This is a genomic window from Microbacterium sp. C5A9 (assembly GCF_022627955.1).
GTDB lineage: Bacteria > Actinomycetota > Actinomycetes > Actinomycetales > Microbacteriaceae > Microbacterium.
Genome location: NZ_JABXGD010000004.1, coordinates 77308 through 102901, shown reverse-complemented (window position 1 = coordinate 102901; position 25594 = coordinate 77308). Strand labels below are relative to the sequence as shown.

Genomic DNA, 25594 nt, shown 5'->3' with positions numbered 1-25594 from the left:
TTCTCCTAGCTGAGATGCCGATGTATTCGCTAGCATCGAGTGAACCCAAGGGGAGTACTCCACCACGGGCGGCTCGTCATTACGGATGTCCCTGCATCCCGGGTCCCCGGTCCTCGATCTCGAGGATGGAGAAGACCTTGGCGTCGACATCGTCACGCCTACGTCTTCTGGAGACCTCCTTGAACATCACGCCCCTCGTGTGGATCATCACGATCGCCGTCACGATCGCCTTCTTCGTGTACGAGTTCTTCGCGCACGTCCGCAAGCCGCATGAGCCCACCATCGGCGAGTCCGCACGGTGGTCGGCGTTCTACATCGGTCTCGCGCTGCTGTTCGGCGTCGGCATCGGCACCGTCTCGGGCTGGACATACGGCGGCGAGTACTTCGCCGGCTACCTCACCGAGAAGGCGTTGTCGATCGACAACCTCTTCGTCTTCCTGATCGTGATGACCGGGTTCGCGGTGCCCCGGATGTATCAGCAGAAGGTGCTGATGATCGGCATCGTGATCGCACTGATCATGCGCGGTGGCTTCATCGCCCTGGGCGCGACGCTGATCGAGAACTTCTCCTGGATCTTCTACCTGTTCGGCGCCCTGCTGCTGTTCCTCGCCTACCGTCAGGCGTTCGCGCAGGGTGACCACAACCCGGCGAACGGTCGGTTCATGCGCTTCGTACGCCGCATCCTTCCGGTGAGCGACGAGTACAACGGCGACCGCCTCACGGTGCAGCGTGACGGCAAGCGCTTCTTCACCCCGATGTTCCTCGTGATCATCGCGATCGGCTTCGTCGACCTGATCTTCGCGGTCGACTCGATCCCCGCGATCTACGGTCTGACCGAAGAGGCGTACATCGTCTTCACCGCCAACGCCTTCGCGCTGATGGGCCTGCGCCAGCTGTACTTCCTCATCGGCGGTCTGCTGCAGCGCCTCGTGTACCTCGCGCAGGGCCTCGCGGTCATCCTCGCCTTCATCGGCGTCAAGCTCGTGCTCCACGCGATGCACGTCAACGAGCTCCCCTTCATCAACGGCGGTGAGCCGATGCTCTGGGCTCCCGAGATCCCGATCTGGTTCTCGCTCGTGTTCATCGGCGCCACGATCGCCGTCGCCACCGTCGCGAGCCTCATGAAGACGCGCCGCGACGACCGGCGCGACGCGCTCGAAGACCCCTCCTCCACCTCTGCACCGCTCACCACCGACACCGAAAAGGAACACTCGTGAACACCTCGCGCCGATCCGACGCGTCCGCAGACCCTGACAGACCCGGCGCCCGAATGACCTCGGGCGCCCCTGCACCTCGCGAGGTGACCCGCTGATGGGGGATCTCGCACTGAACATCGCCCTGGTGTTCGTCTTCGTCCTCGTCGGCGGCGTGTTCGCCGCCACGGAGATGGCCCTCGTCACGCTGCGCGAGAGCCAGATCAATGCGATCGCGGCCCGAGGCAGGCGCGGCGAGAAGGTGGCCGGACTCGCGCGCAATCCCAACACCTTCCTCTCGGCCGTGCAGATCGGTGTGACCGTGGCGGGTTTCGCCTCGGCCGCATACGGCGCCACGTCGATCGCCCCGTCGGTCGCTCCGCTGCTCGAGAGCTTCGGCATGGCGCCCGCGCTGTCCATGACCCTCGCGACCGTGCTGCTGACGCTGGTGATCGCCTACCTGTCGCTCGTGCTCGGCGAGCTCGTGCCCAAGCGTCTCGCCATCCAGCGCAACGCGCAGTTCGCCTATGCGGTCGCGCCGGTGCTCGACGGCTTCGCCACGGTCATGCGTCCGGTGATCTGGCTGCTCTCGGTCTCGACGAACGCCATGGTGCGCCTGCTGGGCGGCGATCCGCACAAGGCGGCGGACGAGCTCAGCGAGGAGGAGCTGCGTGACATCGTCGCGACGCACCAGAGCCTGCCCGACGACGAGCGCCGCATCCTCGACGACGTGCTGTCGCTGCGCGGTCGTCAGGTCAGCGAGGTCATGCGGCCCCGCCCCGAGGTCGTCGCACTCGACGGCGCCTCGTCGCTCGCCGACGCGATCACCCAGGTGCGGGAGCTGCCGTTCTCGCGGTATCCCGTGATCGACGCCTCGCTCGACGACATCGTCGGCTTCGTGCACGTGCGCGATCTCTTCGAGGCCGCCGCAGAGGACCCGATGCGCTCGGTGCTCGGCCTCATGCGACCGGTCGAGTACGTGCCGTCGACCGCCGGCGTGCTGCCGACGCTGACCCGCATGCGGGCCGCCGGGCATCAGATCGCCGTGGTCGTCGACGAGTACGGCGGCACCGACGGCATCGTGACCCTCGAAGACCTCGTCGAGGAGGTCGTCGGCGAGATCTTCGACGAGTACGACACGGAGGAGCGGATGCCGGCGGCCGGTGGCGCTCTCGACGGTCGCCTCAACCTGCAGGACTTCGCCGAGATCACCGGCATCGCCCTGCCTCGTGGGGCCTCGGACACGGTCGCCGGCTTCGTCACCGAGATGCTCGGACGCCTCGCGGTGGTCGGAGACTCGGTCGAGGTGCCCGGTGCGACGATCCGCGTGACCGCCGTCGATCGCCGTCGGATCGCCGAGATCCGCGTGACGATCCACGAGGAGCCCGACGAGTCGGCGGCGGGCGCCTAGCGGACGTCGTCGTCGGCGGGCGGGTGGATCCGCCCGATCAGGTCTCGTTCCAGAGCCGGCGATAGTACTTGAGCCGCTCCCGATCGGGAGCGACCCCGTACGCCTCGATGAGCACGTCGTCCCACCCGGGGCCGAAGTTCCACCCGGTGCTCATCGAGGCCACGGCGATGTCGGCCCACCGGTCGGCGACGCCGAGCACGGCGAGATCGACGTGGGCGAGAGGACGGCCCTCGTCGTCGAGCAGGGTGTTCGGCATGCAGGCGTCGCCGTGGCAGACCACGAGCCTGTCGGTCGGCGGAGGCGTGTGCAGATCGGCGGGCACGGTGACGCCCCGCTCCCGGGCATTCGCGATCCGCGATGCGGGGTCCCAGGTCCACGGGCACTCGTCGACCGGCAGGGCTTCGTGCATCGCGCGCAGAGCGGTGCCGACCGCGCGGACCGCCACCTCCGGGGTGTCGCGCCACCGGGCGTCGACGGCGCTGTGGCCGGGGAGCGCCGCGGTGACGAGCCACTCGTGATCCGCGTCCGCGCCCTGGTCGAGGACCTCGGGCGCCGGGATCCAGTGGCGAGCCCACCGCATCCGTTCGGCCTCGTCGCGCATGGTCGCCTCCACGTCGTGCGGTCCCCATTTGATGTAGCGGCCGTCATCGGTGCGGAAGGTGAGTCCGCCGATGCCGTTCAGCCAGACCGGTTCGAGCGCGGCCCCTGCGGCCAGTCGTCGGACCACGTCCGGCACCTCGGTGGACGCGGGAGGAACGGATGCGAGCGGGAGGTTCACGTCTCCATCCTCGCAGGCCCGAGCAACGTATATCGATATACGCGTATTCTCCCGGATTTGCCCGCTGACCTTCGGTTAGTGTCGGTCCCGGTCGCGCTCTGCGGCCGCATCACCGACACACCAGAGGTCTCCGTGCGCGTTTCGTCCCGGTCCCCGTGGTGGCGACGCACCGGCAGCCATGTCGACGCACCGTCGTCCGGCTCCGCGGTCGCAGACGCCGACGAGCCGGATCTCGACCGATTCCTGCAGTGGATCCAGGCTGACGCCCGTGCTCCCACGATCGCGCCCGAGTCGGCGCACTCCGAGACCATCCTGACCACAGAGGAGTACCCGAACATGAGCTCACTGGACGACGCGCTGCAGCAGCTGCTCGCCATCGAGGGCGCCACCGGCGCAGCCATCGTCGACTACGCGAGCGGCATGGCCCTGGCGCAGGGCGGCAACCCCTCGTTCGATCTCGGCATCGCCGCGGCGGGCAACTCGAACGTCGTGCGGGCCAAGCTCGCCACGATGCGCGACCTGGGGGTCACCGACGAGATCGACGACATCCTCATCACCCTGACCTCGCAGTACCACCTGATCAACGTCCTCGACGCGCAGAACGCGAACGGGCTCTTCATCTACCTGGTGCTCACCAAGACCTCGGCGAACCTCGCGCTGGCCCGGCACAAGCTCCAGGCGATCGCCGCGCAGATCGAGGTCTGACCGGTTCTCCGGGGCGGCGCCTCCCACCCGAGTGCGCCGAGTCGAAGGGGAGGGCCCGTGGGGGCCCTCCCCTTCGGTGCGCCCGGGCTCGCCCGGAGAGCGACCGGAGACGGAGTGCGGCCGGAGACGGCGGGGTGTCGGTGACGTAGGCTCAGGGGCGACCGCCAGCCTGGAGCGGGCCCTCCCTTCGCTGGGACTCCGGATCAGCTAGGCTGACACTGAGTCGCACGTTCGAAGGAGAACCGCATGCAGATCCAGGGCTCGAGTGCTCTCATCACCGGTGGAGCGTCAGGGCTGGGCCTCGCCACGGCCCGCAGGCTCGCCTCAGCGGGCGCCGTCGTGACGATCCTCGACCTCCCGTCGTCGTCGGGATCCGAGGTCGCCACCGAGCTCGGCGGTGTCTTCGTCGGCGGAGACGTGACGAGCGCCGACGATGCCGCTGCGGCCGTCGCCGCGGCGCAGGCGAAGGCGCCCCTGCGCATCGTCGTGAACTGCGCCGGCATCGCCCCGCCCGCCAAGGTCCTCGACCGCGAGGGCAACCCGGCGGTGCTCGCCGACTTCGAGCGCATCGTGCGGATCAACCTCGTCGGCACCTTCAACGTGCTCTCCCAGGCGTCCGCGCTGATCGCGAAGAACGACCCGACCGAGAGCGGGGACCGCGGCGTGATCGTCAACACCGCGAGCGTCGCCGCGTTCGACGGGCAGATCGGGCAGCCCGCCTACTCGGCGTCGAAGGGCGGCGTGCATGCCATGACGCTGCCGGTCGCGCGGGAGCTCGCCCGCTACGGCATCCGCGTCTGCACCATCGCGCCGGGCATCATGGAGACCCCGATGCTGATGGGGCTGCCGCAGGCGGCGCAGGATTCGCTCGGCCAGCAGGTGCCGTTCCCGTCGCGCCTCGGTCGGCCCGACGAGTACGCGTCGCTCGTGCAGCAGATCATCGAGAACGGCTATCTCAACGGAGAGACGATCCGGCTCGACGGCGCGATCCGCATGGCGCCGAAGTAGACCTCCCCGGCGGGCGAATCGCGCACAGTGCCTGATTCGCGCCGGAGACACAGCAGTTCACGCGACTCGACACAAGAAGGCGGCTGATGAGCACACTGGCAGGCAAGACCATCCTCATGTCCGGCGGGAGCCGCGGCATCGGCCTCGCGATCGCGCTGCGCGCCGCAGCCGACGGGGCGAACATCGCGATGCTCGCGAAGACCGACACCCCGCATCCGAAGCTCGAGGGCACGGTGCACTCGGCCGCCGAGCAGATCCGCGCGGCCGGCGGCCAGGCGCTGCCGATCGTCGGCGACGTGCGCGACGACGACGACATCACCGAGGCCGTGCTCAAGACGCAGGGCGAGTTCGGCGGCATCGACATCGTCATCAACAACGCCAGCGTGATCGACCTGTCGCGCTCGCTCGACCTGGGCGCGAAGAAGTACGACCTGATGCAGGACGTCAACGTGCGCGGCACGTTCATGCTGTCGCGCGCGGCCGTGCCGATGCTGAAGGACGCCGAGAACCCGCACATCCTCTCGCTCTCCCCGCCGCTGAACCCCACGCCGAAGTGGCTCGGCGCCCACACCGGGTACACCCTCGCGAAGTTCGGCATGACCATGGTCACGCTCGGGCTCGCCGCGGAGTTCGCCCGCGACGGGATCGCCGCGAACACGCTGTGGCCGCGCACGACCATCGCCACGGCCGCGGTGCAGAACCTGCTCGGGGGCGACAAGGTCATGGCGGCGAGCCGCACGGCCGACATCTACGCCGACGCCGCGTATGCGGTGCTGCTCAAGCCCGCGGCCGAGTACACCGGTCAGTCGCTCATCGTCGAAGACGTGCTCGAGGCCGACGGAGTCACCGACTTCTCGGGGTACGCCGCGGTTCCGGGGACACCCGACGACCGCCTGTTCCCCGACATCTTCCTCGACTGAGGGCGCGGGCTCGCGGGTCAGAAGAGCAGGTAGACGGCGCCGACGATCGTCAGCGCGATGACGATGCGGTCGAAGAGGCGCTGATCCATGCGGCGCGCCAGGCGGATGCCGACGAGGGCGCCGATCACCACGAGTGGCGCGAGCACGGCATCCATCAGCAGCACGGGCCCCTCGAACAGGCCGAGACCGGCGAGGAACGGGATCTTCACGAGGTTGATGATCGCGAAGAACCAGGCCGAGGTGCCGAGGAACACCTGCACCGGGGTGCGCGTCGCCAGGAAGTACATCGACATCACCGGTCCGCCCGCGTTCGCGACCATCGTGGTGAAGCCACCGAGTGTGCCGTAGACGCTCGAGAGCAGCACGCCGCCCGGCGCGTGCGCCGCGGCATCCGTTCTGCTCTGGCGCCAGCGCCGCCAGAGGGTGACCGCGATCATGGCGAGCAGGATGACGCCGATCGCGCGGCGCACGATGCCGTCGCCGGCGATGGCGAGGAACGCGAATCCGGCGAGCAGCCCCGCCACCACCGCGGGCGCGAGTCGAAGCAGTGTGGGCCAGTGCGCGTGGCGCCGGTAAGTGATGAGGGCGAACACATCGCCGACGATCAGCAGCAGGAGCATCGCGGCGGTCGAGGTGCGAGCGGGCAGCACGGTCGCGAACAGCGCGATCGCCAGGATGCTGCCGCCGGGCAGGGCCGTCTTCGAGATGCCGATCGTCACCGCGGCGAGTGCGAGCGCGGCCCACGCCCACGGCTCGAGGGCGATCACCGGCGGTCGGCGTCGAGCAGCGCGACGATCGCGTCGTAGCCCCGCGAGCGTGCGAGGTCGACGGGCAGGACTCCGTCGCCGTCGCGGATCGTGATGTCGGCACCGCCGTCGATCAGGGCGCGCACCACGTCGACGTAGACGTCCGATCCGTCGCCGAGGACGATCGCCTCGTGCAGGGCCGTCCAGTTCAGGTTGTTGACGTGGTTCGGGTCGACGCCCGCGGCGAGGAGGATGTCGACGGTCGAGAGCAGCCCGCGCTCGGATGCCGGGATCAGTGCCGTGCCGCCGAAGCGGTTGGTGCTGGCGAGGTCGGCCCCGTTGGCGAGTGCGAGCTGCAGGATCTCGTCGTGCCCGCGGGCGCCGGCGTACAGGTAGGCCGAGTCCTGGATGTCGTCGGTGGCGTTCACGTCGGCGCCGGACTCGATCAGCGCGCGTGCTGCGTCGATGTGGTTCGCCTTGGTCGCCGCCACGAGCGCGGTCATGCCGTCTCGCCCGCGGGCCTCGATGTCGGCACCGGCGTCGAGGGCCGCACGCACCGCGTCGGCATCTCCGGAGGAGGCGGCGTCGAGGAGGTCGCGGGTGGCGTCGGACATGGCGGACTCCTCAGGGGATGACGGGATGGGGGACGACAGGGCGGGGGTGGGGCTCAGTTGCGCGCGGCGGCCAGCGATGCCGCGAAGCGGGCCGAGCGCTGCTCGATGTCGGCCCAGTCGGATGCGGCGATCGAGGCGCCGTTCGCGAGGTCGCCACCGGCGCCGACCGCCACGGCGCCCGCGCGGAACCAGTCGGCGAGGTTGTCGGGAGTCACCCCACCGGTCGGCATGAGCGGAGCGTCGGGGAAGGGGCCGCGCAGCGCACCGAGATACGACGGGCCGCCGAGCGACGCGGGGAAGATCTTCACGACGTCGACGCCGAGCTCGAGTGCGGTCATGACCTCGGTGGGCGTCATCGCGCCCGTCATCACGACCCGGCCGGTGTCGAGCATGGCACGGGTGAGCGCGGGCAGGGTGCCGGGGCTCACGAGGAACTCGGCGCCCGCCTCTGCGGCGGCCTCGGCCTGCGCGACGGTGGTGACGGTGCCCGCCCCGATGTGGGCGGCGTCGCCGTGTCGGGCGATGAGTTCGCGGATGACTTCCGGGGCGTCGGGCGTCGAGAAGGTGACCTCGATGCCGGTCACGCCGCCGCGGATGATCGCCTCCGACGCGTCGAGGGCGAGCTCGGGCGAGGGGGCGCGCAGAACGGCCAGCACTCCGGTGCTGCGGGCGCGGTCGAGACGGTCGGGCATCGAAGAAGCTCCTTCATCGGGGGATGATCTCATTCTCCCCGACGGCGCCCCGCGTGGGTCACAGACGGTGCGGATGCGGCCAGGACTCGACGAGGTCCTTCGCCTCTTTGAGCCCGACGCCGGCGTGCTCGCGGACCAGCTTGATCGCGTGGATCTTCTGGTCGGTCGCGACGAGGCGGTCGACCTCGGCGGCGACGGATGCCGGCAGTGCGCCGCGCACCGACGAGGCGGTGGCGGTGATCGAGGAGTGGGCCTCGGACGCGTGGGAGACGGCGGCGGTGTGCGGGGCGGTGGTGCTGACCGACCAGTGGTCGATCCTGTCCTTGGCGTCCTGCAGCCGCACGCCGGTGTGCTCGCGGTACACCTTGATGGCGCGGATCTTCTGGTCGGCGGTGACGAGGCGGTCGATCTCGGCGATCACCTCGGGCGTCAGGCCCGACGCGGGGGTGATGGTCGTGGTCGCGGCGGCCGCGGTCTGCCGTGCCGGCGAGGGGCGGTAGGCCTGGGCCTCCGGCACCTTCGGGCTCATGCCGCGCAGTGCGGCGGCGACGATCACCGCGCCGACGGCGATGACCACGAGAACGATTCCGACCCACAGGATGAGCTCCATGGCCTCAGTCTAGGGAGGGGGGTCTCTGCGCCCCAGGCGTCTCCCACCCGGCACCGCGTACCCTGGAGGGTATGACCGAGACTCCCCGCACGCGCGAGACGCGCCCCCAGGCAGCATCCGCGTCGTCCCGTACGGGGGCGGTCCGCTCCACGGGCACGCCGCAGGTGCGCCCCGCGACCGAGGGGTGGACCCAGCAGAAGGATGCCGAGGGGCGCCCGCTGCTGCAGTTCGCGAGCCCCAAGCGCGGCAAGCCGCCCGTGCACCTCGCCGACCTCACCCCGGACGAGCGCGTCGAGAAGGTGAAGGAGCTGGGTCTGCCCGGATTCCGCGCGAAGCAGCTCTCGACCCACTACTTCCGCCACTACACCTCGGATGCCGCGGAGATGACCGATCTTCCTGCCGGCATCCGCGAGTCGCTCGTCGCGGGCATGCTGCCGCCGCTGCTGACCGAGGTGCGCCGGCTCGAGACCGACCGCGGCGACACGATCAAGTTCCTGTGGCGTCTGCACGACGGCGCCCTCGTCGAGTCGGTGCTGATGCGCTACCCGGGTCGCATCACGCTCTGCGTCTCGTCGCAGGCCGGATGCGGCATGAACTGCCCGTTCTGCGCCACCGGTCAGGCGGGTCTCACCCGCAACATGTCGACCGCCGAGATCATCGAGCAGATCGTGCGCGCCAACCGTCTGATCGCCGAGGGCGGTCTCGGCGGCAAGAAGGCCGACGACCACTCGATGGAGCGTGTCTCGAACATCGTCTTCATGGGCATGGGCGAGCCGCTCGCCAATTACAAGCGCGTCATGGATGCGGTGCGCTCGATGGTGGCCCCGCAGCCCGACGGCCTCGGCATGAGCGCCCGCGGCATCACGGTGTCGACGGTCGGTCTCGTGCCGGCGATCAAGAAGCTCGCCGACGAGAACATCCCCGTCACATTCGCGCTGTCGCTGCACGCCCCCGACGACCACCTGCGTGACGAGCTCATCCCGGTGAACTCCCGCTGGAAGGTCGACGAGGCGCTCGACGCCGCCTATGACTACTACGCCAAGACCGGCCGCCGTGTCTCGATCGAGTACGCGCTGATCAAGGACATGAACGACCATGCCTGGCGTGCCGACCTGCTCGCCGACAAGCTCAACGAGCGCGGTCGTGGCTGGGTGCACGTGAACCCGATCCCGCTGAACCCGACGCCCGGCTCGATCTGGACGTCGTCGGAGCCGTCGGTGCAGAACGAGTTCGTGCGCCGGCTCAACGACGCCGGCATCCCGACGACCCTTCGCGACACCCGCGGCAAGGAGATCGACGGCGCGTGCGGTCAGCTCGTCGCGACGACCGAGGACGAAGCGGCCTCGGCCGCCATGGCCTGAGTCCCTGCGCCGCGACCTCGATCGCGGATGCCGTCTCGGCGGCCCAGCGACTCGGCGCGTGCGAGCCACGACTCGATGCGCGCGGGGGTCGCGTCCTTGACGCCGAGCATGCGTGTGGTGCGCACCGACCGGATGCCGCAGAAGCGCAGTGTGCCGCGGGCGACGTGCGTCTGGGCGGGCAGGCCGGTGAAGGGTGTCAGGAACCACGGGGTGTCGGCCAGGAGGAGCAGGCGGCCGTTGCGGGCGGGCAGCAGGCCCTCGACCAGTCCGAGCTTCGTGTAGCGGTACTCCTGCTGCGGCAGGAGCGCGCGGTCGAAGAAGCCCTTGAGCAGTGCGGGCACCGATCCCCACCAGAGCGGCGTGACCACGACGACGGTCGCGGCCTCGGCGAGGGCGCGCTTCGCGTCGATCAGGTCGGGCTCGAGTTCCATGCGCTGGCGGTAGCCGAATCGCAGTGACGGATCGAAAACGAGGTCGCGCAGCGCCAGGATGCGCGCGTCTCCATGCGCTGCGGCGTAGCGCCGGGCGACTTCGGCCGAAAGGGAGCGCGCATCGGGGTGCCCGTCGATGATCAGTGCGGAAGACATATGGACTCCTATGTTGACAGTGTCAAGCTGTGGTGGACACTGTCAAGATAGGCAACAATGTTGCTTGTGTCAAGTTCTCGATCCGGCTATCACCACGGCGACCTCGCCCATGCCCTCGAGGCGGCCGCGATGCAGCTGCTCGCGGAGAAGCCGGCGGGGGAGATCAGCCTTCGCGAAGTCGCCCGCGCCGCCGATGTGAGCCACAACGCCCCGTACCACCACTTCTCCGACCGCCGTGGACTGCTCAAGGTGCTGGCCGAGCGGAGCATGGGTGATCTCGTCGTCGCGGTGCGCGCGGCGATCGAGGGGGCATCCGACCCTGCATCCGCCGCGATCGAGGGTGGTGCCGCGTACATCCGCTATGCGGTCGAGCATCCGAACGGCTTCGACGTCGTCTACGACCCCACGGTCTGCATCCCCGGCGAGCCGAGTGAGACCATGGCCCCGCTGATCGCCGAGCTCGAAGAGCTGCTGGGAACGGCATCCGTCGCCGCGGGGCTCGACGAGCACAGCGTCACCGGTGTGTGGGGCCTCGTGCACGGGCTTGCCACGCTGTGCGCGGCAGGGCACTTCTCCCTCGACGATGCGCTCGCCGCGAGCGCCGATGCGCTCGCCCGCATGCTTCCGCGCTGACCGTCCGCCGCGTCCGGGCGGCCCCGCAGAGGCGGAAACACAGGGTTCGTGCACGTTTTCCACAGGCGACGTTTCGTAGATTGTCGGGATGCCCTATTCTGCCCACCGCCCCGGACGGTTCGATTCCCAGGGTCGGATCATCCTCGACAGCGACCCGAACGCTGACACGGATGACCTCGACTTCCTGCGGGAGTACGAGCCCACCGGCGCCGATCTGCAGGCGCCGGAGCCCGTCGACCGGACGACGACGGAACCCGACGCGGATGCGGCCACGGACGACTCCGCCGCTCCCGCCCCGGCGCGGGAGCCGAAGCCTCGCCGCCAGCCGCGCGAGCGGACGCCTCGGACACCCGGTTCGCGACTGCGTCAGCTGGCGATCCTGGGTGGCGCCGACGGGGAGATCCTCGACCGGGTGCCCGGCGAGACACCGCGCTTCGTGCAGATGTTCTTCGTCCTGGCGGGCACCGCGCTCGTCTCGGCGATCTCGATGCTCTTCGCCCTGACCACGGGCGTGCAGGCCGCGATCTGGCTCGCCGTGCCGCTCGCGATCGTGTGGGCGCTGATCATCTTCAACCTCGACCGGTTCCTCACGTCGACCATGACCTCGACGCGCAACGTCTGGAAGCTGATCGGCCTCGCCATCCCGCGAGTCGTGATGGCCGCCATCATCGGCTTCGTCGTCGCCGAGCCGCTCGTGCTGCAGATCTTCCACAACGACATCGCGCGCGAGGTCGCCTCGACCAACATCACGCAGGCGCAGGCCGACCAGGATGCGCTCGAGACCGGGCCCGAGAAGAAGGCGCTCGACGCGGCATCCGACCGCGTCGCCGCACTCGAGAACCAGGCGGCCACCGGTGTCGTCGCCGGCACCGACTCGTCGTCGGCCAGCGAATCGGCCGCGCAGGCGACGGTCGACGACCTCACGACCAAGATGACCGACCAGCAGGCCGTCATCGATCAGGCGAGGATCCTCTACCAGTGCGAGCTGACCGGTGAGGGCGCCGGCACGGTTCCCGGCTGCACCGGGGTGAACGGCGAGGGCGCGAGCTCGGATGCCGCACAGGCCCAGCTCGCAGAGGCGCAGCAGACGTACGACGCGCTCGCCGCGCAGCTGCGCACCGCCAACGAGGAGCTCGCCGCGGCCGGCACCGCGGCGAAGGAGAACACCAGCACGTCGGAGGCGCAGAACCGCGAGGAGGCGCAGTCGCAGCTGCCCGCCGCCCGCGACAGCTACGACACCGCGCTCGCGGCCTACAACGCGCGCGCCGAGTCCGTGGCATCGGGCAACGCGGGAGCGATCGGTCTGCTGAGCCAGATCAGCGGCCTGAACCGGCTCAGCGAGAAGGAGCCGACGATCCTGTGGGCGCACATCCTGATCGCGGCTCTGTTCTTCATGATCGAGCTGCTGCCCGTGCTCGTGAAGGTGCTGACCTCGTACGGCGACCCGTCGCTCTACGAGAAGGCGGCGGCGATCCGCAAGCAGGTCGCGCTCGACAGGGTGACCGCCGAGGGCTTCCGCGATCGCGCAGCGATCGTGACCGCGCAGTCGCAGGGGATCCAGGCGGAGACCGGCACGGAGTCGGCGGAGACGCCGCAGACGCGCGCCGAGCGACGCGAGGCGGCTCAGGAGTCGAAGGAGCGCGAGCTCGCCGAGAAGCGCGCCCAGGCGCAGACGCTCGAGGAGCAGGAGCAGCTGGTCGAGCCCCGCGTCTGACGGCGGGCGCTGAGACCGGTCACGGAGATCCGGGCCCGACGTCCGCGGCGGCCGGTAGCGTTGTCGCATGGTCAACTATCGCTATCTCGGCAACAGCGGTCTCAAGGTCTCTGAGATCACCTATGGAAACTGGGTCACCCACGCATCGCAGGTCGGCGACGACGCCGCCGTGAAGACCGTGCACGCCGCGCTCGACGCCGGCATCACGACGTTCGACACCGCAGACACCTATGCCAACACGGCCGCCGAGGTCGTGCTCGGCAAGGCGCTCGAGGGTCAGCGTCGCGAGAGCCTCGAGATCTTCACGAAGGTCTACTTCCCGACCGGCCCCAAGGGCCCGAACGACACCGGCCTGAGCCGCAAGCACATCCTCGAGTCCATCAACGGCTCGCTGAAGCGACTGGGCACCGACTACGTCGACCTGTACCAGGCCCACCGGTTCGACTACGAGACCCCGCTCGAAGAGACGTTCCAGGCGTTCGCCGACGTCGTGCGTCAGGGCAAGGCCCTCTACATCGGCGTCTCGGAGTGGACGGCCGAGCAGCTGCGCGAGGGGCACGCCCTCGCCACGAAGCTCGGTGTGCAGCTCATCTCGAACCAGCCGCAGTACTCGATGCTGCACCGGGTGATCGAGGGCAAGGTCGTGCCCGCCTCCGAAGAGCTCGGCATCTCGCAGATCGTCTGGTCGCCGATGGCGCAGGGCGTGCTCTCGGGCAAGTACCTGCCCGGTCAGCCGGTTCCCGCCGGCTCGCGCGCGACCGATCCGCACAGCGGCGCCGACTTCATCAAGAGCTTCCTGCAGGACGACATCCTCGCCGCGGTGCAGAAGCTGAAGCCGATCGCCGAGGAGGCGGGTCTGACGATGCCGCAGCTCGCCATCGCGTGGGTGCTGCAGAACAAGAACGTCGCCGCGGCACTGGTCGGGGCCTCGCGCCCCGAGCAGCTCGCCGACACCGTGAAGGCCTCGGGGGTCACGCTCGACGCCGACACGCTCGCCGCGATCGACGCCGCTCTGGGCGACGCGGTCAACAGCGATGCCGAGGCGACGTACTCGGTGTCGCCGAAGGCGCGCCTGGTCTGACCCTGCACGATGGAGGCCGCCGTTCCTGAGGAACGGCGGCCTTCGTCGTCTCCTCGCGTCGGATCGGGCAGTGCTCCGACTCAGAGCGGACGGCCCGGCGCCTCCCAGTGCGCGGTGTAGCGCCAGAACAGACGCCGACGCATCCGGATGTCGGGGAGCACGTCGGCAGCGATCGCGCGGATCTCGTCGAAGGTCTGGGTCGCGGGAGCGGTCGGGGCGTGGGCGCGCACGGGCGGTTCGGCCGCGCGCGACCGGCCCCGCACCATGCCGATGAGCGGATTCAGCAGCAGCGATGTCGCGGAGCGCAGCAGATCCGCCGAGGTCTCGCGCGCGAGGCCGACGATCACGATGCGACCCCCTGGTCGCAACGCCGCACGGGCGTCCTGGAGCGCGGCCCGCAGAGGCATGTGATGCAGGGACGCGACGAACACGATCAGGTCGTACGCGTCCTCGGGCTCCGCACCGAATCGCCGCTGCTCCACCCGGACGGGCCGACCGGCTAACCTCTGCGCGGCGGATGCCGCCGCGTCGGCATCCGGCTCGATGCCGATCACCGCGGGGAAGACCTCCGACAGCGCACTCGCCAGGGCGCCCGTGCCGCAGCCTGCATCCACCGCGGTGTCTCCGCCTCGTCGACGCACCGCGCGGGCATGCCGCAGCACGAAGCCCGCGAAGGCGTCGTTGTGCGACCAGGGGTGGGCGGCGTTGACCCGGTCCAGGGCCTCCACGAACCCCATCGGCAGCGCGCCTGACCGATCCCGGTCAGGCGACCGTGATGTCGACCTGCACCTCGGTGGCGATGCGCTCGAGGTCGTGACGCAGGGCATCGAGGTCGACCGATGCGGGAACCCGCGCGATCACGGATGCCTCGAACAGCCGGCCGCCGGCCATCGCCGCATCGCGGGTCTCGGTCGCGAGCTCTTCGATGCTGAGATCATGCGCGTGGAGCACGCCGGACACCTCGCGGACGATGCCGGGGCGGTCATTGCCGAGCACCTGGATCTCGAGCACCCGATCCTCGGCGTCCGAGTCGGCGGGCGCTCCGGTGAGGACGGCGAGGGTCAGAAGCCCCTGCCCCTGCAGGCCGCGCAGCGCATCCTGCAGCTCGTCCGCATGCTCGGGGGCCACCGACACCTCGATCACGCCGGCGAAGGTGCCCGCGAGCTCGGCCAACGAGCTGTTCTCCCTGTTGCCGCCGTGGGCATCGACGACATCGGCGACGGCGGCGACGAGTCCGGGACGATCGGCACCCGCGACAGTGAGGATGAGAGTAGTCATGCGGCCAGCGTAGCCGTTCCCGATTCGGCGCCGTCGGTCAGATCGCGCAGGAGAAGCGCCGCGAGACGGCCGGTCCCCGGCGTCCGTGCGGAGCGGTGAACCGCGGCTCACTCCACCCAGTCGCCGGTCTCCAGGAGGTGATCCAGCCGGGCGCGATGCGGGCCGAGATCCCAGCCCTGCTCGGCGACCCACTCGTCGTTGAAGTAGGTGCCGGCATAGCGGATGCCGCTGTCGCAGATGAGCGTGACGATGCTGCCCGTCTCGCCGGCCGCACGCATGCGGGCGATCAGCTGGAAGGCCCCGTAGAGGTTGGTGCCGGTCGACCCGCCCGCCCAGTGCAGGGTGCGCTCGCGCAGCATCCGGATCGCGGCGATCGATCCAGCGTCGGGCACGCGGATCATCTCGTCGATCACGGTCGGCACGAACGACGCCTCGACGCGCGGCCTGCCGATGCCCTCGATGCGGCTCGGACGTCCGGCAGGAGGGTCGACGGTGCCCGCCCACCCGTCGTAGAAGGCCGAGCCCTCGGGGTCGACCACGGCGATCCGCGTCTCGTGCCGCCGGTACTTGACGTAGCGGCCGAACGTCGCGCTCGTGCCGCCGGTGCCGGCACCCACGACGATCCAGCGGGGGATCGGATGCCGCTCCTGCGACAGCTGACTGAACACGCTCTCGGCGATGTTGTTGTTGCCGCGCCAGTCGGTGGCGCGCTCGGCGTAGGTGAACTGATCGAGGTAATGCCCGTGGCACTCCGACGCCAGGCGCTGCGCCTCGGGAGACATGTCCTCGGCCCGGTCGACGAAATGACAGCGGCCGCCGTAGAACTCGATGAGGTCGATCTTCTCCTGGCTGGTCGAGCGGGGCACGACCGTCACGAACGGCAGCCCCAGCATGCGGGCGAAGTACGCCTCGGAGACGGCCGTCGAACCGCTCGACGACTCGACCAGTGTGGAGTGCTCGGTGATGCGGCCGTTCACGAGTCCGTACAGGATCAGCGAACGGGCGAGCCGGTGCTTCAGCGAGCCGGTGGGGTGCACCGACTCGTCCTTCAGGTACAGATCGATGCCCCACTCGGGCGGCAGCGGGAAGAGGTGCAGATGTGTGTCCGCGCTGCGGTTCGCGTCGGCTTCCAGCAGGGCGATCGCGGTGCTGGTCCAGTCGCTCATCCCTCGAGCGTAACGCGCCGCTACCGCGGGGTGTATCCGCCCTCGCCCGTCTCGCCGTCGTAGGTGAACACCTTGTCCTCGAGGGTGATCTCGATGTCGTCCCCGAGCGGCTGCTCCGCCAGCAGACGTTCCTCGAGCATGGTCATGCGCTGCTCGTACTCGTCGGCGGTCGCGGCATCCACGCCCCAGATCGTCGCCGCCTTCATGTCGGTGAGGAAGTAGAGGAACGCACTGACCGCGGTGCGATTGAACTCGGTGTCGGGGATGCTCTGCCAGAGCTCTCCGGAATCCCGCAGCCGCTTGTACTCGTCGATCTTCTGATCGAGCCGGTCGGCGATGGCGGCCCCGGCCCCCGGGTCGGCCGGGTCCTCACCATCGTCGGGCTCCGTGCTCGGCGCGGACGGCTCCGACGGCTGACCGTCGGGCGCGACGGAACTCGGGCTCGGCACCGCGATCGGCGTCGACGGCGTGGAGCCCAGGAGCAGGCCGACGGCCACGGCGACGCCGACCACCACGAGCACCGCCATCACCCCGACGACGGTGAGGACCACGGCGAGAGAGCGCCCGCCCGACCGAGGGGGCGGGGGCGCGGAAGACGAGATCGGGTATGCCCCGGCGCCGGAGGGTGCGGACTGGGGGTACCCGGGCGGCGGGTACGCGGGCTGGGGATACCCGGCCTGCGGATAGCCCTGGTACGGAGACCCGGGCGGAGCCCCGGGCGGAACCTGCTGGCCGTACGGAGCGGTCTGCGGATAGCCGGCCGGCGGATATGCAGGCTGCGGGTATCCGGGCTGGGGCGGCGGAGGCGGGCCGGCGGGCGAGCTCAGCGGCGGGGCGAGCGGCACCGCGGGCGGGCCGCCGGGCGTCGCCGCGTCGACGGGAGCCGGGGGCACTACGGGCTCGGGCCGAACGACGGGTTCAGGCGGACCGACGGGTTCGTGCTGCCCTGCAGCATCCTGCTCGTTCGTCATCGACGCTCTCCCCCCGGTGCGCGGCGCGACGTGCGCCTTCGAGAAAGGGTAGTCGGCCTCGCCGACAGTCGCAGACACCCCTTCGATCGGTCGGATGTCTGCGGCAGGATGGGGCCATGCGCGTACTCGATTCGCACCTGCACCTCTGGTCGCCCGACGCACTGACGTACACCTGGCTCGACGGCCCGCTCGCCTGGGAGTTCGCGGCGCTCGAGATCGAGCACTCCCGGGTCGACGCGGCCACGGTCGAGAGAGCCGTGTTCGTGCAGGCCGAGACGGTCGAGGACGACTTCCTCGCCGAGGTGCGCTGGGTCGCGGCGCAGGCGCAGGCGGCCGGCGTCGTGGCGATCGTCGCCGGCGCGCGTCTCGACCGCGGCACCGACACGACCGCGCATCTCGAAGGGCTCGCCGCCGAGCCGCTCGTGGTCGGCGTGCGGCACAACCTGCAGGACGAACCGGATGGAGTCGCGGTCTCGGCGGTATTCGTGACCGGTGCGCGCGAGGTCGCCGCCCGCGGGTGGACCTTCGACGCCTGCGTGCGTGCGCCTCAGCTGCCCGACATCGCCCGTCTCGCCGGCGCGGTACCCGAGCTGCGGATGGTGCTCGATCATCTCGGCAAGCCGGTGGTCGGCACGGCGGATGCCCCGGTGGCGCCGTCGATGGAGTGGGTGCGCGATCTCGACGACCTCGCGCGGCATCCCGAGGTCTTCTGCAAGCTGTCGGGGCTGCCCGCGGAGGCGTCCGGCGAGTGGTCGGCCGCACAGCTCGAGCCGTTCCTCGACGCCGCGGCCGATGCGTTCGGGGTGGAGCGGCTGATGTGGGGGAGCGATTGGCCGGTGTCGGTCATCGGTCCCGCCGAGCCGGGCGACCCGCACGCGCCCGCCGACGGATCGGCGACGTATCAGCCGACGGCCCGGAGTCGATGGGCGGACGCCGTGATCACCTGGGCGGATCGCCGCGGGCACGACCTCGATGCGATCTTCTGGTCGAACGCCGAGGAGTTCTATCGCGTCGGCGAGCGCTCGACGCATGCGGATGCCCGGGAGGAACGTCGTCGTCGCGGCATCCGGAGCTGGCTGCGCGGAGGTCGTGCGTAGCAGCGCTCTCTCGACGGCGATGCGAGGCGTCAGCGATTCAGCACACGGCGTCAGCGATTCAGCACGAGGTCGAGGTGCGCGCGGCCGCGGCGGATCGCGGCGGCGATGACAGCATCCGACCCCGGGTACTCCGCATGCCCGGCCGGCAGCACCTCGAGCTCGAGCGCGCCGACGGCGTTCGCCACCGCGAACTGCCCCTGCGGCGGCACGTACTGATCCCGCAGGGCCGCCTCGACGCGAACGGGCACCCGCGCGAACGTCATGGCACTCGACGCGTCGAACCACCGCAGCACCTCCCGGGCGTCGGGGTGTGCCGAGACGTGCGCGCGCACGACCTCTCCGCTGCCGAGGCAGGGCACGGCCAGCCGCTCGTCGTACTGGCCGAAGCTCGGCACGATCAGGGTGCCGCCGATGTACCGGTCGTCCCAGGGCAGCGCGAGCGATCCGATGCCCCCGCCGAAGCTCTCTCCCACGTAGTACAGGGGAACGTCCCCGATGAGGGCGATGAGCCCGTCGGCAGTGAGCCACAGATCGCGGGCGCACAGGCCCAGCATGTAGCGCTCGGGATCGTCGATGCCGGCGAGCACGTGCTCGGCGATCGTCGCAGGGGCGCCGACGCCGGCGTTCAGCCTCGGCAGGCCGCGGGCGACCGGGAAGATGGCGGCCGCGTCGTCGGGAACCCGGGCGAGATCGATCGCCTCCCGCCCTCCGTACCCGTGGCTGTGCACGATCCCGATGCGCGCAGCTCCCGAGACGGGCTCGACGACCCACGCACGCAGGCGGGTGCCGTCGACTCCCGAGTACTCGATCACAGAGACGCGCCTGCCTGGTGCCTCGGCCATCTCGGTGCTCGTGGTCAGCACGGTGGGTGCGGCATCGACCGAGCGCGCCTCGGTGCGCCACCGCATCCAGCGCTCCGCGAAGCCCTCAGGAGGTGCGATCGGCGCGATCGCGCGCAGAGTCTCGAGCGTGTGGCCGTAGCTGCCGTCGAAGGAGGCGGCGTCGGGGAACCAGATGTCGGAGGGAGAGGAGAGTGCCATGCCGTTCCTCAGGCGCGAGCGCGGCGGGCTCGGTAGGCGGCGACCGCGTTGCGGTTGGTACACGTCGTCGAGCAGTACCGCTTCGAGCGGTTGCGGGACAGGTCGAGCGCGAGAGCCTCGCAGGTGTCGTCGGCGCAGACCGAGATGCGAGAGCCCTCGTCGGCGCGGATGACGTCGATCAGCGCCATGGCGGTCTCGAGCAGCACGCGTTCGACGAGGGGGCGGTCGTCGGCGACGGTGTGCAGGTGCCAGTCGACGCCGTCATGGCGCACCAGGCGCGGAGCGAGCGGGTTCTCGGCGAGCGCGGCGTTGACGTGCTCGGCCATCTCGTCGCGCGGCGCGAGCAGCATCGTGCGCAGGCGGGGGCGGATGCTGCGTAGCGCCGCCAGCTCGCCCGCGTCGCGATCCAGACGTCCCGAGTACGGGAACTCGGTGAGGAACGCCGCGTGGTCGGCGGGCGTCTCGAGGGTCTCGGGCTCTCCGGCGGAGTTCACCAGCCAGACGGCAGCGCGCAGCGCCTCTTCGGTGTCATCGGCGAACGTCATATTGACACCTTACAGCTCGCGCGAGTAGCGTCACCTGTCATGAGCACGGTTGCCAATGACATCACGACGCAGGGTGTACGGCTCGGTCTGCCGCTCGCGATCGGCGCGGCGTTCGCGTTCGGGATGTCGGGTGCCTGGGCGCGCGGTCTCATCGATGCCGGCTGGACGCCGGGGGCCGCGGTGACCGTGCGGGTGTGGGTCGCTGCCCTCGCGCTGCTCGTGCCGACGATCCTGTCGCTCCGGGGGCGGTGGGGAGTGCTGCGAAAGAACGCGGGCATGGTCGCCGCCTACGGGCTGCTCGCGGTGACCGCCACGCAGCTCTGCTACTTCCAGGCCGTGGCCGTGATGGATGTGGGCCTCGCCCTGCTCATCGAGTACACCGCCCCGATCGCCGTCATCCTGTGGCTGTGGCTCCGCCGCGGCGAGCGGCCGACTCGCCGCAGCGTGATCGGCGCCGCCATCGCCTTCGTCGGGCTCGTGCTGATGCTCGACATCCTCACCGGCGCCGAGGTCAACGTCGCCGGCATCCTGTGGGCGCTCGCCGCGATGGTCGGCGCGGCGACGTACTTCGTGCTCTCGGCCAAGGCCGACACCGGGCTGCCGCCGATCGCGCTCGCCGGGGGAGGGCTGCTGCTCGGGGCGATCGCGCTGACGATCGCCGGACTCGTCGGCATCCTCCCGATCGCGTGGACGACGGACGACATCGCCTACCGCTTCGGCACCGTGCCCTGGTTCGTGCCGGTGCTCGCGATCGGGCTGATCGCGACGGCTCTCGCCTATGTGCTCGGCATCGCGTCGACCCGGATGCTGGGATCGCGCCTGGCATCGTTCATCGCGCTCTCCGAGGTCGTCGCCGCGCTCCTCTTCGGGTGGCTGCTGCTCGGCCAGCTCCCCGATCTGCTGCAGGCCCTCGGGGCCGCTCTCGTGCTGGTCGGAGTGGTCGTCGTGAAGCTCGGCGAACCGCGCCCGGCCGAGTTCGTGGAGCCGGTTCCGGATGCTGTGCGGCCAGAGCACTAGCGCAATGTATACGTGAGAGCATCCCGTTCGCGTAAAGAGCCCACTCTCCTCGCCTTATGTATACACTGAGGGAATGAGCTCCGTCGCCGATCGCATCAGCGCGAGTGACCGAGCCCATGCGGCGCTGCTCGACGAGATCCAGTCCGGCGCCCTCCCCGCCGGTTCCGTGCTGGGCGAGGTCGAGCAGGCCGCCCGCCTCGGAATCAGTCGCACGCCGATGCGCGAGGCGCTGCGGCGCCTGGCCGCCGACGGCCTCGTCGTGCAGCAGTCCCCTCGGGTCACGGTCGTCGCCGATCTCGATGCCGACGACATCCGTGCACTGTTCGAGATTCGCCGCGCGCTGGAAGAGACCTCTGCCCGCCTCGCCGCCCAGCGCGGCGATGCCGACCTCTTCGCCGCGCTCGCCGAGGAGTTCGCGCACGTCGACCTCGCCGCGGTCGAAGGGCGTGACGCCTACTACGCGCTCATCGCACGCTTCGACGCGGCGCTCGACGCGGCGGTCGCCAACGACTACATCGCCTCGGCGCTGCGCACCGTGCGCACGCACCTCGTGCGGGTGCGGCGCATGGCCCGCGACAAGCCCGACCGCCTCGCCGCCTCCGCCGGCGAGCACCGCACGATCGCCGCAGCTCTCGCCGCCCGAGACGGCGACCTCGCCGCCCACGCCACGCACGTGCATCTGCACAACGCGCTCGCCGGCATCCTCGACTCCCTGACCGCCAACCCCGAAGGTGTGAAATGACCGTCACCCACCACGTCCGCGTCCACCGCAGCGACGAGAACCTCGCCCGTGAAGACCAGCTCGCCTGGAAGATCGCCGAGGTCGCCGCCGACCCGGTCGAGGTCGAGCAGGACGTCGCCGACATGATCATCAACCGCATCATCGACAACGCGTCGGTCGCCGCGGCATCCCTCACCCGAGGCCCCATCAACGCGGCTCGCGCCCAGGCGTTCAGCCACCCCGTCTCGACCGGCGGCATCGGCGCCACGGTGTTCGGCGCGGCGCTCGACCACCGCACCAGCCCCGAGTGGGCGGCATGGGCCAACGGTGTCGCCGTGCGCGAACTCGACTATCACGACACCTTCCTCGCCGCCGAGTACTCGCACCCGGGCGACAACATCCCGCCGATCCTCGCGGTCGCCCAGCACGTGCAGGCCGACGGCCGCGCGCTGCTGCGGGGCATCGCCACCGGCTATGAGATCCAGATGGACCTCGTGCGGGCGATCTGCCTGCACAAGCACAAGATCGACCACGTCGCGCACCTCGGTCCGTCGGCCGCGGCCGGCATCGGCACCCTGCTCGGCCTCGACGTCGAGACGATCTATCAGGCCGTCGGCCAGGGCCTGCACACCACCACCGCCACGAGGCAGAGCCGCAAGGGCGAGATCTCGACCTGGAAGGCGCACGCCCCGGCCTTCGCCGGCAAGCTCGCTGTCGAGGCCGTCGACCGGGCGATGCGCGGACAGACCAGTCCCGCACCGATCTATGAGGGCGAAGACGGCGTGATCGCCTGGATGCTCGACGGCAAGGACGCCGCCTACGAGGTGCCGCTGCCCGCCACGGGCGAGGCGAAGCGCGCGATCCTCGACTCGTACACGAAGGAGCACTCGGCCGAGTACCAGGCGCAGGCGTGGATCGACCTCGCCCGCAAGCTCGGCACCGAGAACCCGGCGCTGCGCGACCCCGCGAACATCGAGGCCATCGTGCTGCACACCAGCCACCACACGCACTACGTGATCGGGTCGGGCGCGAACGACCCGCAGAAGTACGACCCCACGGCGTCGCGCGAGACGCTCGACCACTCGATCCCGTACATCTTCGCGGTCGCCCTGCAGGACGGCGGCTGGCACCACGTCGACTCGTACACGCCCGAGCGCGCGGGTCGCGAAGACACCGTCGCACTGTGGCACAAGATCACCACCGCCGAGGACGCCGAGTGGACGCGCCGCTACCACTCCGAGGACCCCGACGTGAAGGCGTTCGGCGGTCGCGTGGAGTTCCGCCTGACCGACGGCACGACCGTCGTCGACGAGATCGCCGTCGCCGACGCGCATCCGCTCGGCGCTCGTCCGTTCGCCCGGGAGAACTACATCGCGAAGTTCCGTCTGCTCGCGGAACCCGTGCTCGAGCCGGCCGAGATCGAGCGCTTCCTCGACCTCGTGCAGCGCCTGCCCGAACTCACGGCCGCCGAGGTCGGCGAGCTGTCGATCATCGCGAAGCCGGGTCTGCTCGAGGGTGCCGACGCCCCGAAGGGCCTGTTCTGATGCTGTACTCGCACGTCACTCCGGCCGAGAAGCGCCGCCTGTTCCGCGAGCGGCTCGCCAGCGGCGATCTGCTGCGGTTCCCCGGGGCGTTCAATCCGCTGAGCGCGCGCCTGATCGAGCAGAAGGGCTTCGACGGCGTCTACATCTCGGGAGCGGTGCTCTCGGCCGATCTCGGGGTGCCCGACATCGGTCTGACCACCCTGACCGAGGTCGCCGGCCGGGCGAAGCAGATCGCGCGCATGACCGACATCCCCGCGATCGTCGATGCGGACACCGGGTTCGGCGAGCCGATGAACGTCGCGCGCACGATCCAGGAGCTCGAGGATGCGGGGCTCGCCGGCGCGCACATCGAAGACCAGATCAACCCGAAGCGCTGCGGTCACCTCGACGGCAAGAGCGTCGTCGACGAGCGCACGGCGATCCGGCGCATCCGGGCCGCGGCCGACGCCCGCCGCGACCCGAACTTCCTGATCATGGCGCGTACCGACATCCGCGCCGTCGACGGACTGGATGCGGCGATCGATCGCGCCAAGGCGCTCGTGGATGCCGGGGCCGACGCGGTCTTCCCCGAGGCGATGCGCTCGCTCGCCGAGTTCGAGGCCGTGGCGAACGCGCTCGACGTGCCGATCCTTGCCAACATGACAGAGTTCGGCAAGAGCGACCTGTTCTCGGTCGACCAGCTGCGCGATGTCGGCGTGAACATGGTGATCTGGCCGGTGTCGCTGCTGCGCATCGCGATGGGCGCGGCGGGCCGTGCGCTCGATACGCTGAGCGAGGAGGGGCACCTCACCTCGAAACTGGGAGAGATGCAGCACCGCGCAGATCTCTACGACCTGATCGACTACGAGTCCTACACGCAGTTCGACTCGGGCGTCGCAGGCTTCACCGTCACGAAGGAGTGAGCATGACCGAGCCGGACATCAAGAAGGGCCTCGCAGGGGTGGTCGTCGACACGACGGCGATCTCGAAGGTCAACCCCGAGACGAACAGCCTGCTCTACCGCGGATACCCCGTGCAGGAGCTGGCGGCGACGCAGTCCTTCGAGGCGGTCGCGTACCTGCTCTGGCACGGCGAGCTGCCGACGTTCGACGAGCTCGCGGCCTTCCGCGCACAGGAGCGTCCGCATCGCGCGCTGACCGACACGGTCAAGGCGGCGATCGATCTGATCCCGCTCGAGGCGCACCCGATGGACGAGGTGCGCACGGCCGTCAGCCTGATCGGCGCCTCGGACACGCATGCGGGCGGCTCGGTGCTCGATGCCGGCGGCAGCCCCGAGGAGAACCTCGAGCGCAGCATCCGCCTCTTCGCCGCGCTTCCCGCCATCGTCGCGTACGGCCAGCGCCGTCGCCGTGGCGAGCAGCCGATCGCCCCGCGCGACGACCTGGACTACTCGGCGAACTTCCTCTGGATGACGTTCGGAGAAGAAGCCGACCCCGTGGTGGTCGACGCGTTCAACCGCTCGATGATCCTGTATGCCGAGCACTCGTTCAACGCCTCGACGTTCACCGCGCGGGTCATCACCTCGACGCTCAGCGACCTGTACTCGGCCGTGGTCGGCGCGATCGGCGCGCTGAAGGGACCCCTCCACGGCGGCGCCAACGAGGCCGTGCTGCACATCTTCGACGAGATCGGCGACGCCTCGAACGTGGTGCCCTGGCTCGATGCGGCTCTGGCCGAGAAGCGCAAGATCATGGGGTTCGGCCACCGCGTCTACAAGAGCGGCGACTCGCGTGTGCCGACCATGAAGGCGGCACTCGACACGCTCGTCGCGCACTACGACCGCGCCGAGGTGGCCGAGCTGTACGACGCCCTCGAATCGGAGTTCGTCTCGCGCAAGGGCATCTACCCGAACCTCGACTACCCGTCGGGTCCGGCGTACAACCTGATCGGCTTCGACACACTCACCTTCACGCCGCTGTTCGTGGCGGCCCGTGTCACGGGGTGGACGGCGCACATCATCGAGCAGGCCGGAGCCAACGCACTGATCCGACCGCTGTCGTTCTACGACGGCGTCGACGAGCGGCACGTCGAAGGCTGACTCCGTTTCGTCTCGGTGCTTCGCGCCTCGCTCAACGACCGGGGAGGGGCGCGTTTCGTCTCGGTGCTTCGCGCCTCGCTCAACGACCGGGGAGGGGCGCGTTCCGTCTCGCGCGGCTGCGCCG

The 25594-nt window shown here is 70.1% G+C and carries 27 protein-coding genes; 15 read left to right on the top strand and 12 right to left on the bottom strand.

Going from position 1 to position 25594, the window contains the following annotated elements; translation table 11 throughout:
* The first annotated feature begins 179 nt into the window (after positions 1-179).
* A complete protein-coding gene (locus HWD99_RS09120) occupies positions 180-1217 on the top strand; it encodes a TerC family protein (protein WP_241795930.1) in 1038 nt (345 codons plus the stop codon).
* A 94-nt stretch (positions 1218-1311) separates the two neighbouring features.
* Positions 1312-2604 (top strand): hemolysin family protein, encoded by a 1293-nt coding sequence (locus HWD99_RS09115; protein ID WP_241795929.1) that lies wholly within the window; start codon positions 1312-1314, stop codon positions 2602-2604.
* A gap of 37 nt (positions 2605-2641) precedes the next feature.
* Here HWD99_RS09115 and HWD99_RS09110 read toward each other — a convergent pair whose 3' ends face one another.
* Positions 2642-3382, bottom strand: coding sequence for an aminoglycoside 3'-phosphotransferase (locus HWD99_RS09110; protein ID WP_241795928.1), 741 nt, complete (start codon positions 3380-3382; stop codon positions 2642-2644).
* 132 nt (positions 3383-3514) lie between these two features.
* Here HWD99_RS09110 and HWD99_RS09105 point away from each other — a divergent pair, with 132 nt between their 5' ends.
* The 3 genes from HWD99_RS09105 to HWD99_RS09095 all read left to right on the top strand — a co-directional run bounded on the left by HWD99_RS09105 (position 3515) and on the right by HWD99_RS09095 (position 6015).
* Positions 3515-4087, top strand: a complete 573-nt coding sequence (locus tag HWD99_RS09105) for a hypothetical protein (RefSeq protein WP_241795927.1) — start codon at positions 3515-3517, stop codon at positions 4085-4087.
* A 246-nt stretch (positions 4088-4333) separates the two neighbouring features.
* Positions 4334-5095: an SDR family NAD(P)-dependent oxidoreductase gene (locus HWD99_RS09100; RefSeq protein ID WP_241795926.1), complete on the top strand. Its 762-nt coding sequence runs from the start codon at positions 4334-4336 to the stop codon at positions 5093-5095.
* An 86-nt stretch (positions 5096-5181) separates the two neighbouring features.
* Positions 5182-6015: an NAD(P)-dependent oxidoreductase gene (locus HWD99_RS09095; protein WP_241795925.1), complete on the top strand. Its 834-nt coding sequence runs from the start codon at positions 5182-5184 to the stop codon at positions 6013-6015.
* Positions 6016-6032: 17 nt separating this feature from the next.
* Here the strand turns inward: HWD99_RS09095 and HWD99_RS09090 are convergent, their stop codons facing one another.
* The 4 genes from HWD99_RS09090 to HWD99_RS09075 are packed head-to-tail and all read right to left on the bottom strand — an operon-like array spanning position 6033 to position 8677.
* Complete coding sequence (locus HWD99_RS09090) at positions 6033-6782, bottom strand: sulfite exporter TauE/SafE family protein (protein ID WP_241795924.1); 750 nt, start codon at positions 6780-6782, stop codon at positions 6033-6035.
* Positions 6779-7375 carry an ankyrin repeat domain-containing protein gene (locus tag HWD99_RS09085; RefSeq protein WP_241795923.1) on the bottom strand — a complete coding sequence of 199 codons (597 nt, stop codon included), beginning with the start codon at positions 7373-7375 and terminating at the stop codon, positions 6779-6781. The genes HWD99_RS09090 and HWD99_RS09085 overlap by 4 nt, the downstream gene beginning before the upstream one ends.
* 53 nt (positions 7376-7428) lie before the next feature.
* On the bottom strand, positions 7429-8067 hold the full coding sequence (locus HWD99_RS09080) for a bifunctional 4-hydroxy-2-oxoglutarate aldolase/2-dehydro-3-deoxy-phosphogluconate aldolase (protein ID WP_241795921.1): 639 nt from the start codon (positions 8065-8067) through the stop codon (positions 7429-7431).
* Positions 8068-8125: 58 nt separating this feature from the next.
* Positions 8126-8677, bottom strand: a complete 552-nt coding sequence (locus HWD99_RS09075) for a ribosomal protein L7/L12 (RefSeq protein WP_241795920.1) — start codon at positions 8675-8677, stop codon at positions 8126-8128.
* A 71-nt stretch (positions 8678-8748) separates the two neighbouring features.
* On the opposite strand from HWD99_RS09075, the gene rlmN reads away from it, so the two are divergent.
* Entirely contained in the window at positions 8749-10038 is a 1290-nt protein-coding gene (gene rlmN, locus HWD99_RS09070) for a 23S rRNA (adenine(2503)-C(2))-methyltransferase RlmN (RefSeq protein ID WP_241795919.1), read from the top strand.
* Here rlmN and HWD99_RS09065 read toward each other — a convergent pair.
* Positions 9987-10625 (bottom strand): NAD(P)H-dependent oxidoreductase, encoded by a 639-nt coding sequence (locus HWD99_RS09065; protein WP_241795918.1) that lies wholly within the window; start codon positions 10623-10625, stop codon positions 9987-9989. The two genes, rlmN and HWD99_RS09065, sit on opposite strands and share 52 nt — an antisense overlap.
* A gap of 66 nt (positions 10626-10691) precedes the next feature.
* Here HWD99_RS09065 and HWD99_RS09060 point away from each other — a divergent pair, with 66 nt between their 5' ends.
* The 3 genes from HWD99_RS09060 (at position 10692) to HWD99_RS09050 (ending at position 14053) form a co-directional block, all read left to right on the top strand.
* The gene (locus tag HWD99_RS09060; RefSeq protein WP_241795916.1) at positions 10692-11258 is read left to right on the top strand and encodes a TetR/AcrR family transcriptional regulator; all 567 of its coding nucleotides are present in this window, start codon (positions 10692-10694) and stop codon (positions 11256-11258) included.
* A gap of 88 nt (positions 11259-11346) precedes the next feature.
* Entirely contained in the window at positions 11347-12972 is a 1626-nt protein-coding gene (locus tag HWD99_RS09055) for a DUF4407 domain-containing protein (RefSeq protein WP_241795915.1), read from the top strand.
* Between the two features lie 67 nt (positions 12973-13039).
* Positions 13040-14053, top strand: a complete 1014-nt coding sequence (locus HWD99_RS09050) for an aldo/keto reductase family protein (protein ID WP_241795914.1) — start codon at positions 13040-13042, stop codon at positions 14051-14053.
* 80 nt (positions 14054-14133) lie between these two features.
* On the opposite strand, the gene HWD99_RS09045 is transcribed toward HWD99_RS09050, so the two are convergent.
* From HWD99_RS09045 to HWD99_RS09030, 4 genes are all read right to left on the bottom strand, one after another.
* Positions 14134-14790, bottom strand: coding sequence for a class I SAM-dependent methyltransferase (locus HWD99_RS09045; RefSeq protein ID WP_241795913.1), 657 nt, complete (start codon positions 14788-14790; stop codon positions 14134-14136).
* A gap of 25 nt (positions 14791-14815) precedes the next feature.
* Entirely contained in the window at positions 14816-15331 is a 516-nt protein-coding gene (locus tag HWD99_RS09040; protein ID WP_241795912.1) for a glycine cleavage system protein R, read from the bottom strand.
* Between the two features lie 107 nt (positions 15332-15438).
* Positions 15439-16497 (bottom strand): PLP-dependent cysteine synthase family protein, encoded by a 1059-nt coding sequence (locus HWD99_RS09035; protein WP_241795911.1) that lies wholly within the window; start codon positions 16495-16497, stop codon positions 15439-15441.
* A 20-nt stretch (positions 16498-16517) separates the two neighbouring features.
* Positions 16518-17468, bottom strand: a complete 951-nt coding sequence (locus HWD99_RS09030; protein WP_241795910.1) for a hypothetical protein — start codon at positions 17466-17468, stop codon at positions 16518-16520.
* 116 nt (positions 17469-17584) lie between these two features.
* On the opposite strand from HWD99_RS09030, the gene HWD99_RS09025 reads away from it, so the two are divergent.
* The gene (locus HWD99_RS09025) at positions 17585-18565 is read left to right on the top strand and encodes an amidohydrolase (RefSeq protein ID WP_241795909.1); all 981 of its coding nucleotides are present in this window, start codon (positions 17585-17587) and stop codon (positions 18563-18565) included.
* A 50-nt stretch (positions 18566-18615) separates the two neighbouring features.
* On the opposite strand, the gene HWD99_RS09020 is transcribed toward HWD99_RS09025, so the two are convergent.
* Both HWD99_RS09020 and HWD99_RS09015 read right to left on the bottom strand, forming a co-directional pair.
* Positions 18616-19605: an acetylxylan esterase gene (locus HWD99_RS09020; RefSeq protein WP_241795908.1), complete on the bottom strand. Its 990-nt coding sequence runs from the start codon at positions 19603-19605 to the stop codon at positions 18616-18618.
* Positions 19606-19613: 8 nt separating this feature from the next.
* Positions 19614-20150 carry a CGNR zinc finger domain-containing protein gene (locus HWD99_RS09015; RefSeq protein WP_241795907.1) on the bottom strand — a complete coding sequence of 179 codons (537 nt, stop codon included), beginning with the start codon at positions 20148-20150 and terminating at the stop codon, positions 19614-19616.
* A gap of 39 nt (positions 20151-20189) precedes the next feature.
* Between HWD99_RS09015 and HWD99_RS09010 the strand changes: the two genes are divergently transcribed.
* From HWD99_RS09010 to HWD99_RS08990, 5 genes are all read left to right on the top strand, one after another.
* On the top strand, positions 20190-21167 hold the full coding sequence (locus HWD99_RS09010; protein ID WP_241795905.1) for a DMT family transporter: 978 nt from the start codon (positions 20190-20192) through the stop codon (positions 21165-21167).
* 73 nt (positions 21168-21240) lie between these two features.
* A complete protein-coding gene (locus tag HWD99_RS09005) occupies positions 21241-21909 on the top strand; it encodes a GntR family transcriptional regulator (protein WP_241795903.1) in 669 nt (222 codons plus the stop codon).
* On the top strand, positions 21906-23432 hold the full coding sequence (locus HWD99_RS09000) for an MmgE/PrpD family protein (RefSeq protein ID WP_241795902.1): 1527 nt from the start codon (positions 21906-21908) through the stop codon (positions 23430-23432). Before HWD99_RS09005 ends, HWD99_RS09000 begins: the two co-directional genes overlap by 4 nt.
* The gene (gene prpB, locus HWD99_RS08995; protein ID WP_241795901.1) at positions 23432-24334 is read left to right on the top strand and encodes a methylisocitrate lyase; all 903 of its coding nucleotides are present in this window, start codon (positions 23432-23434) and stop codon (positions 24332-24334) included. The genes HWD99_RS09000 and prpB overlap by 1 nt, the downstream gene beginning before the upstream one ends.
* Before the next feature lie 2 nt (positions 24335-24336).
* Positions 24337-25470, top strand: a complete 1134-nt coding sequence (locus tag HWD99_RS08990) for a bifunctional 2-methylcitrate synthase/citrate synthase (RefSeq protein WP_241795900.1) — start codon at positions 24337-24339, stop codon at positions 25468-25470.
* Positions 25471-25594: the final 124 nt, after the last annotated feature.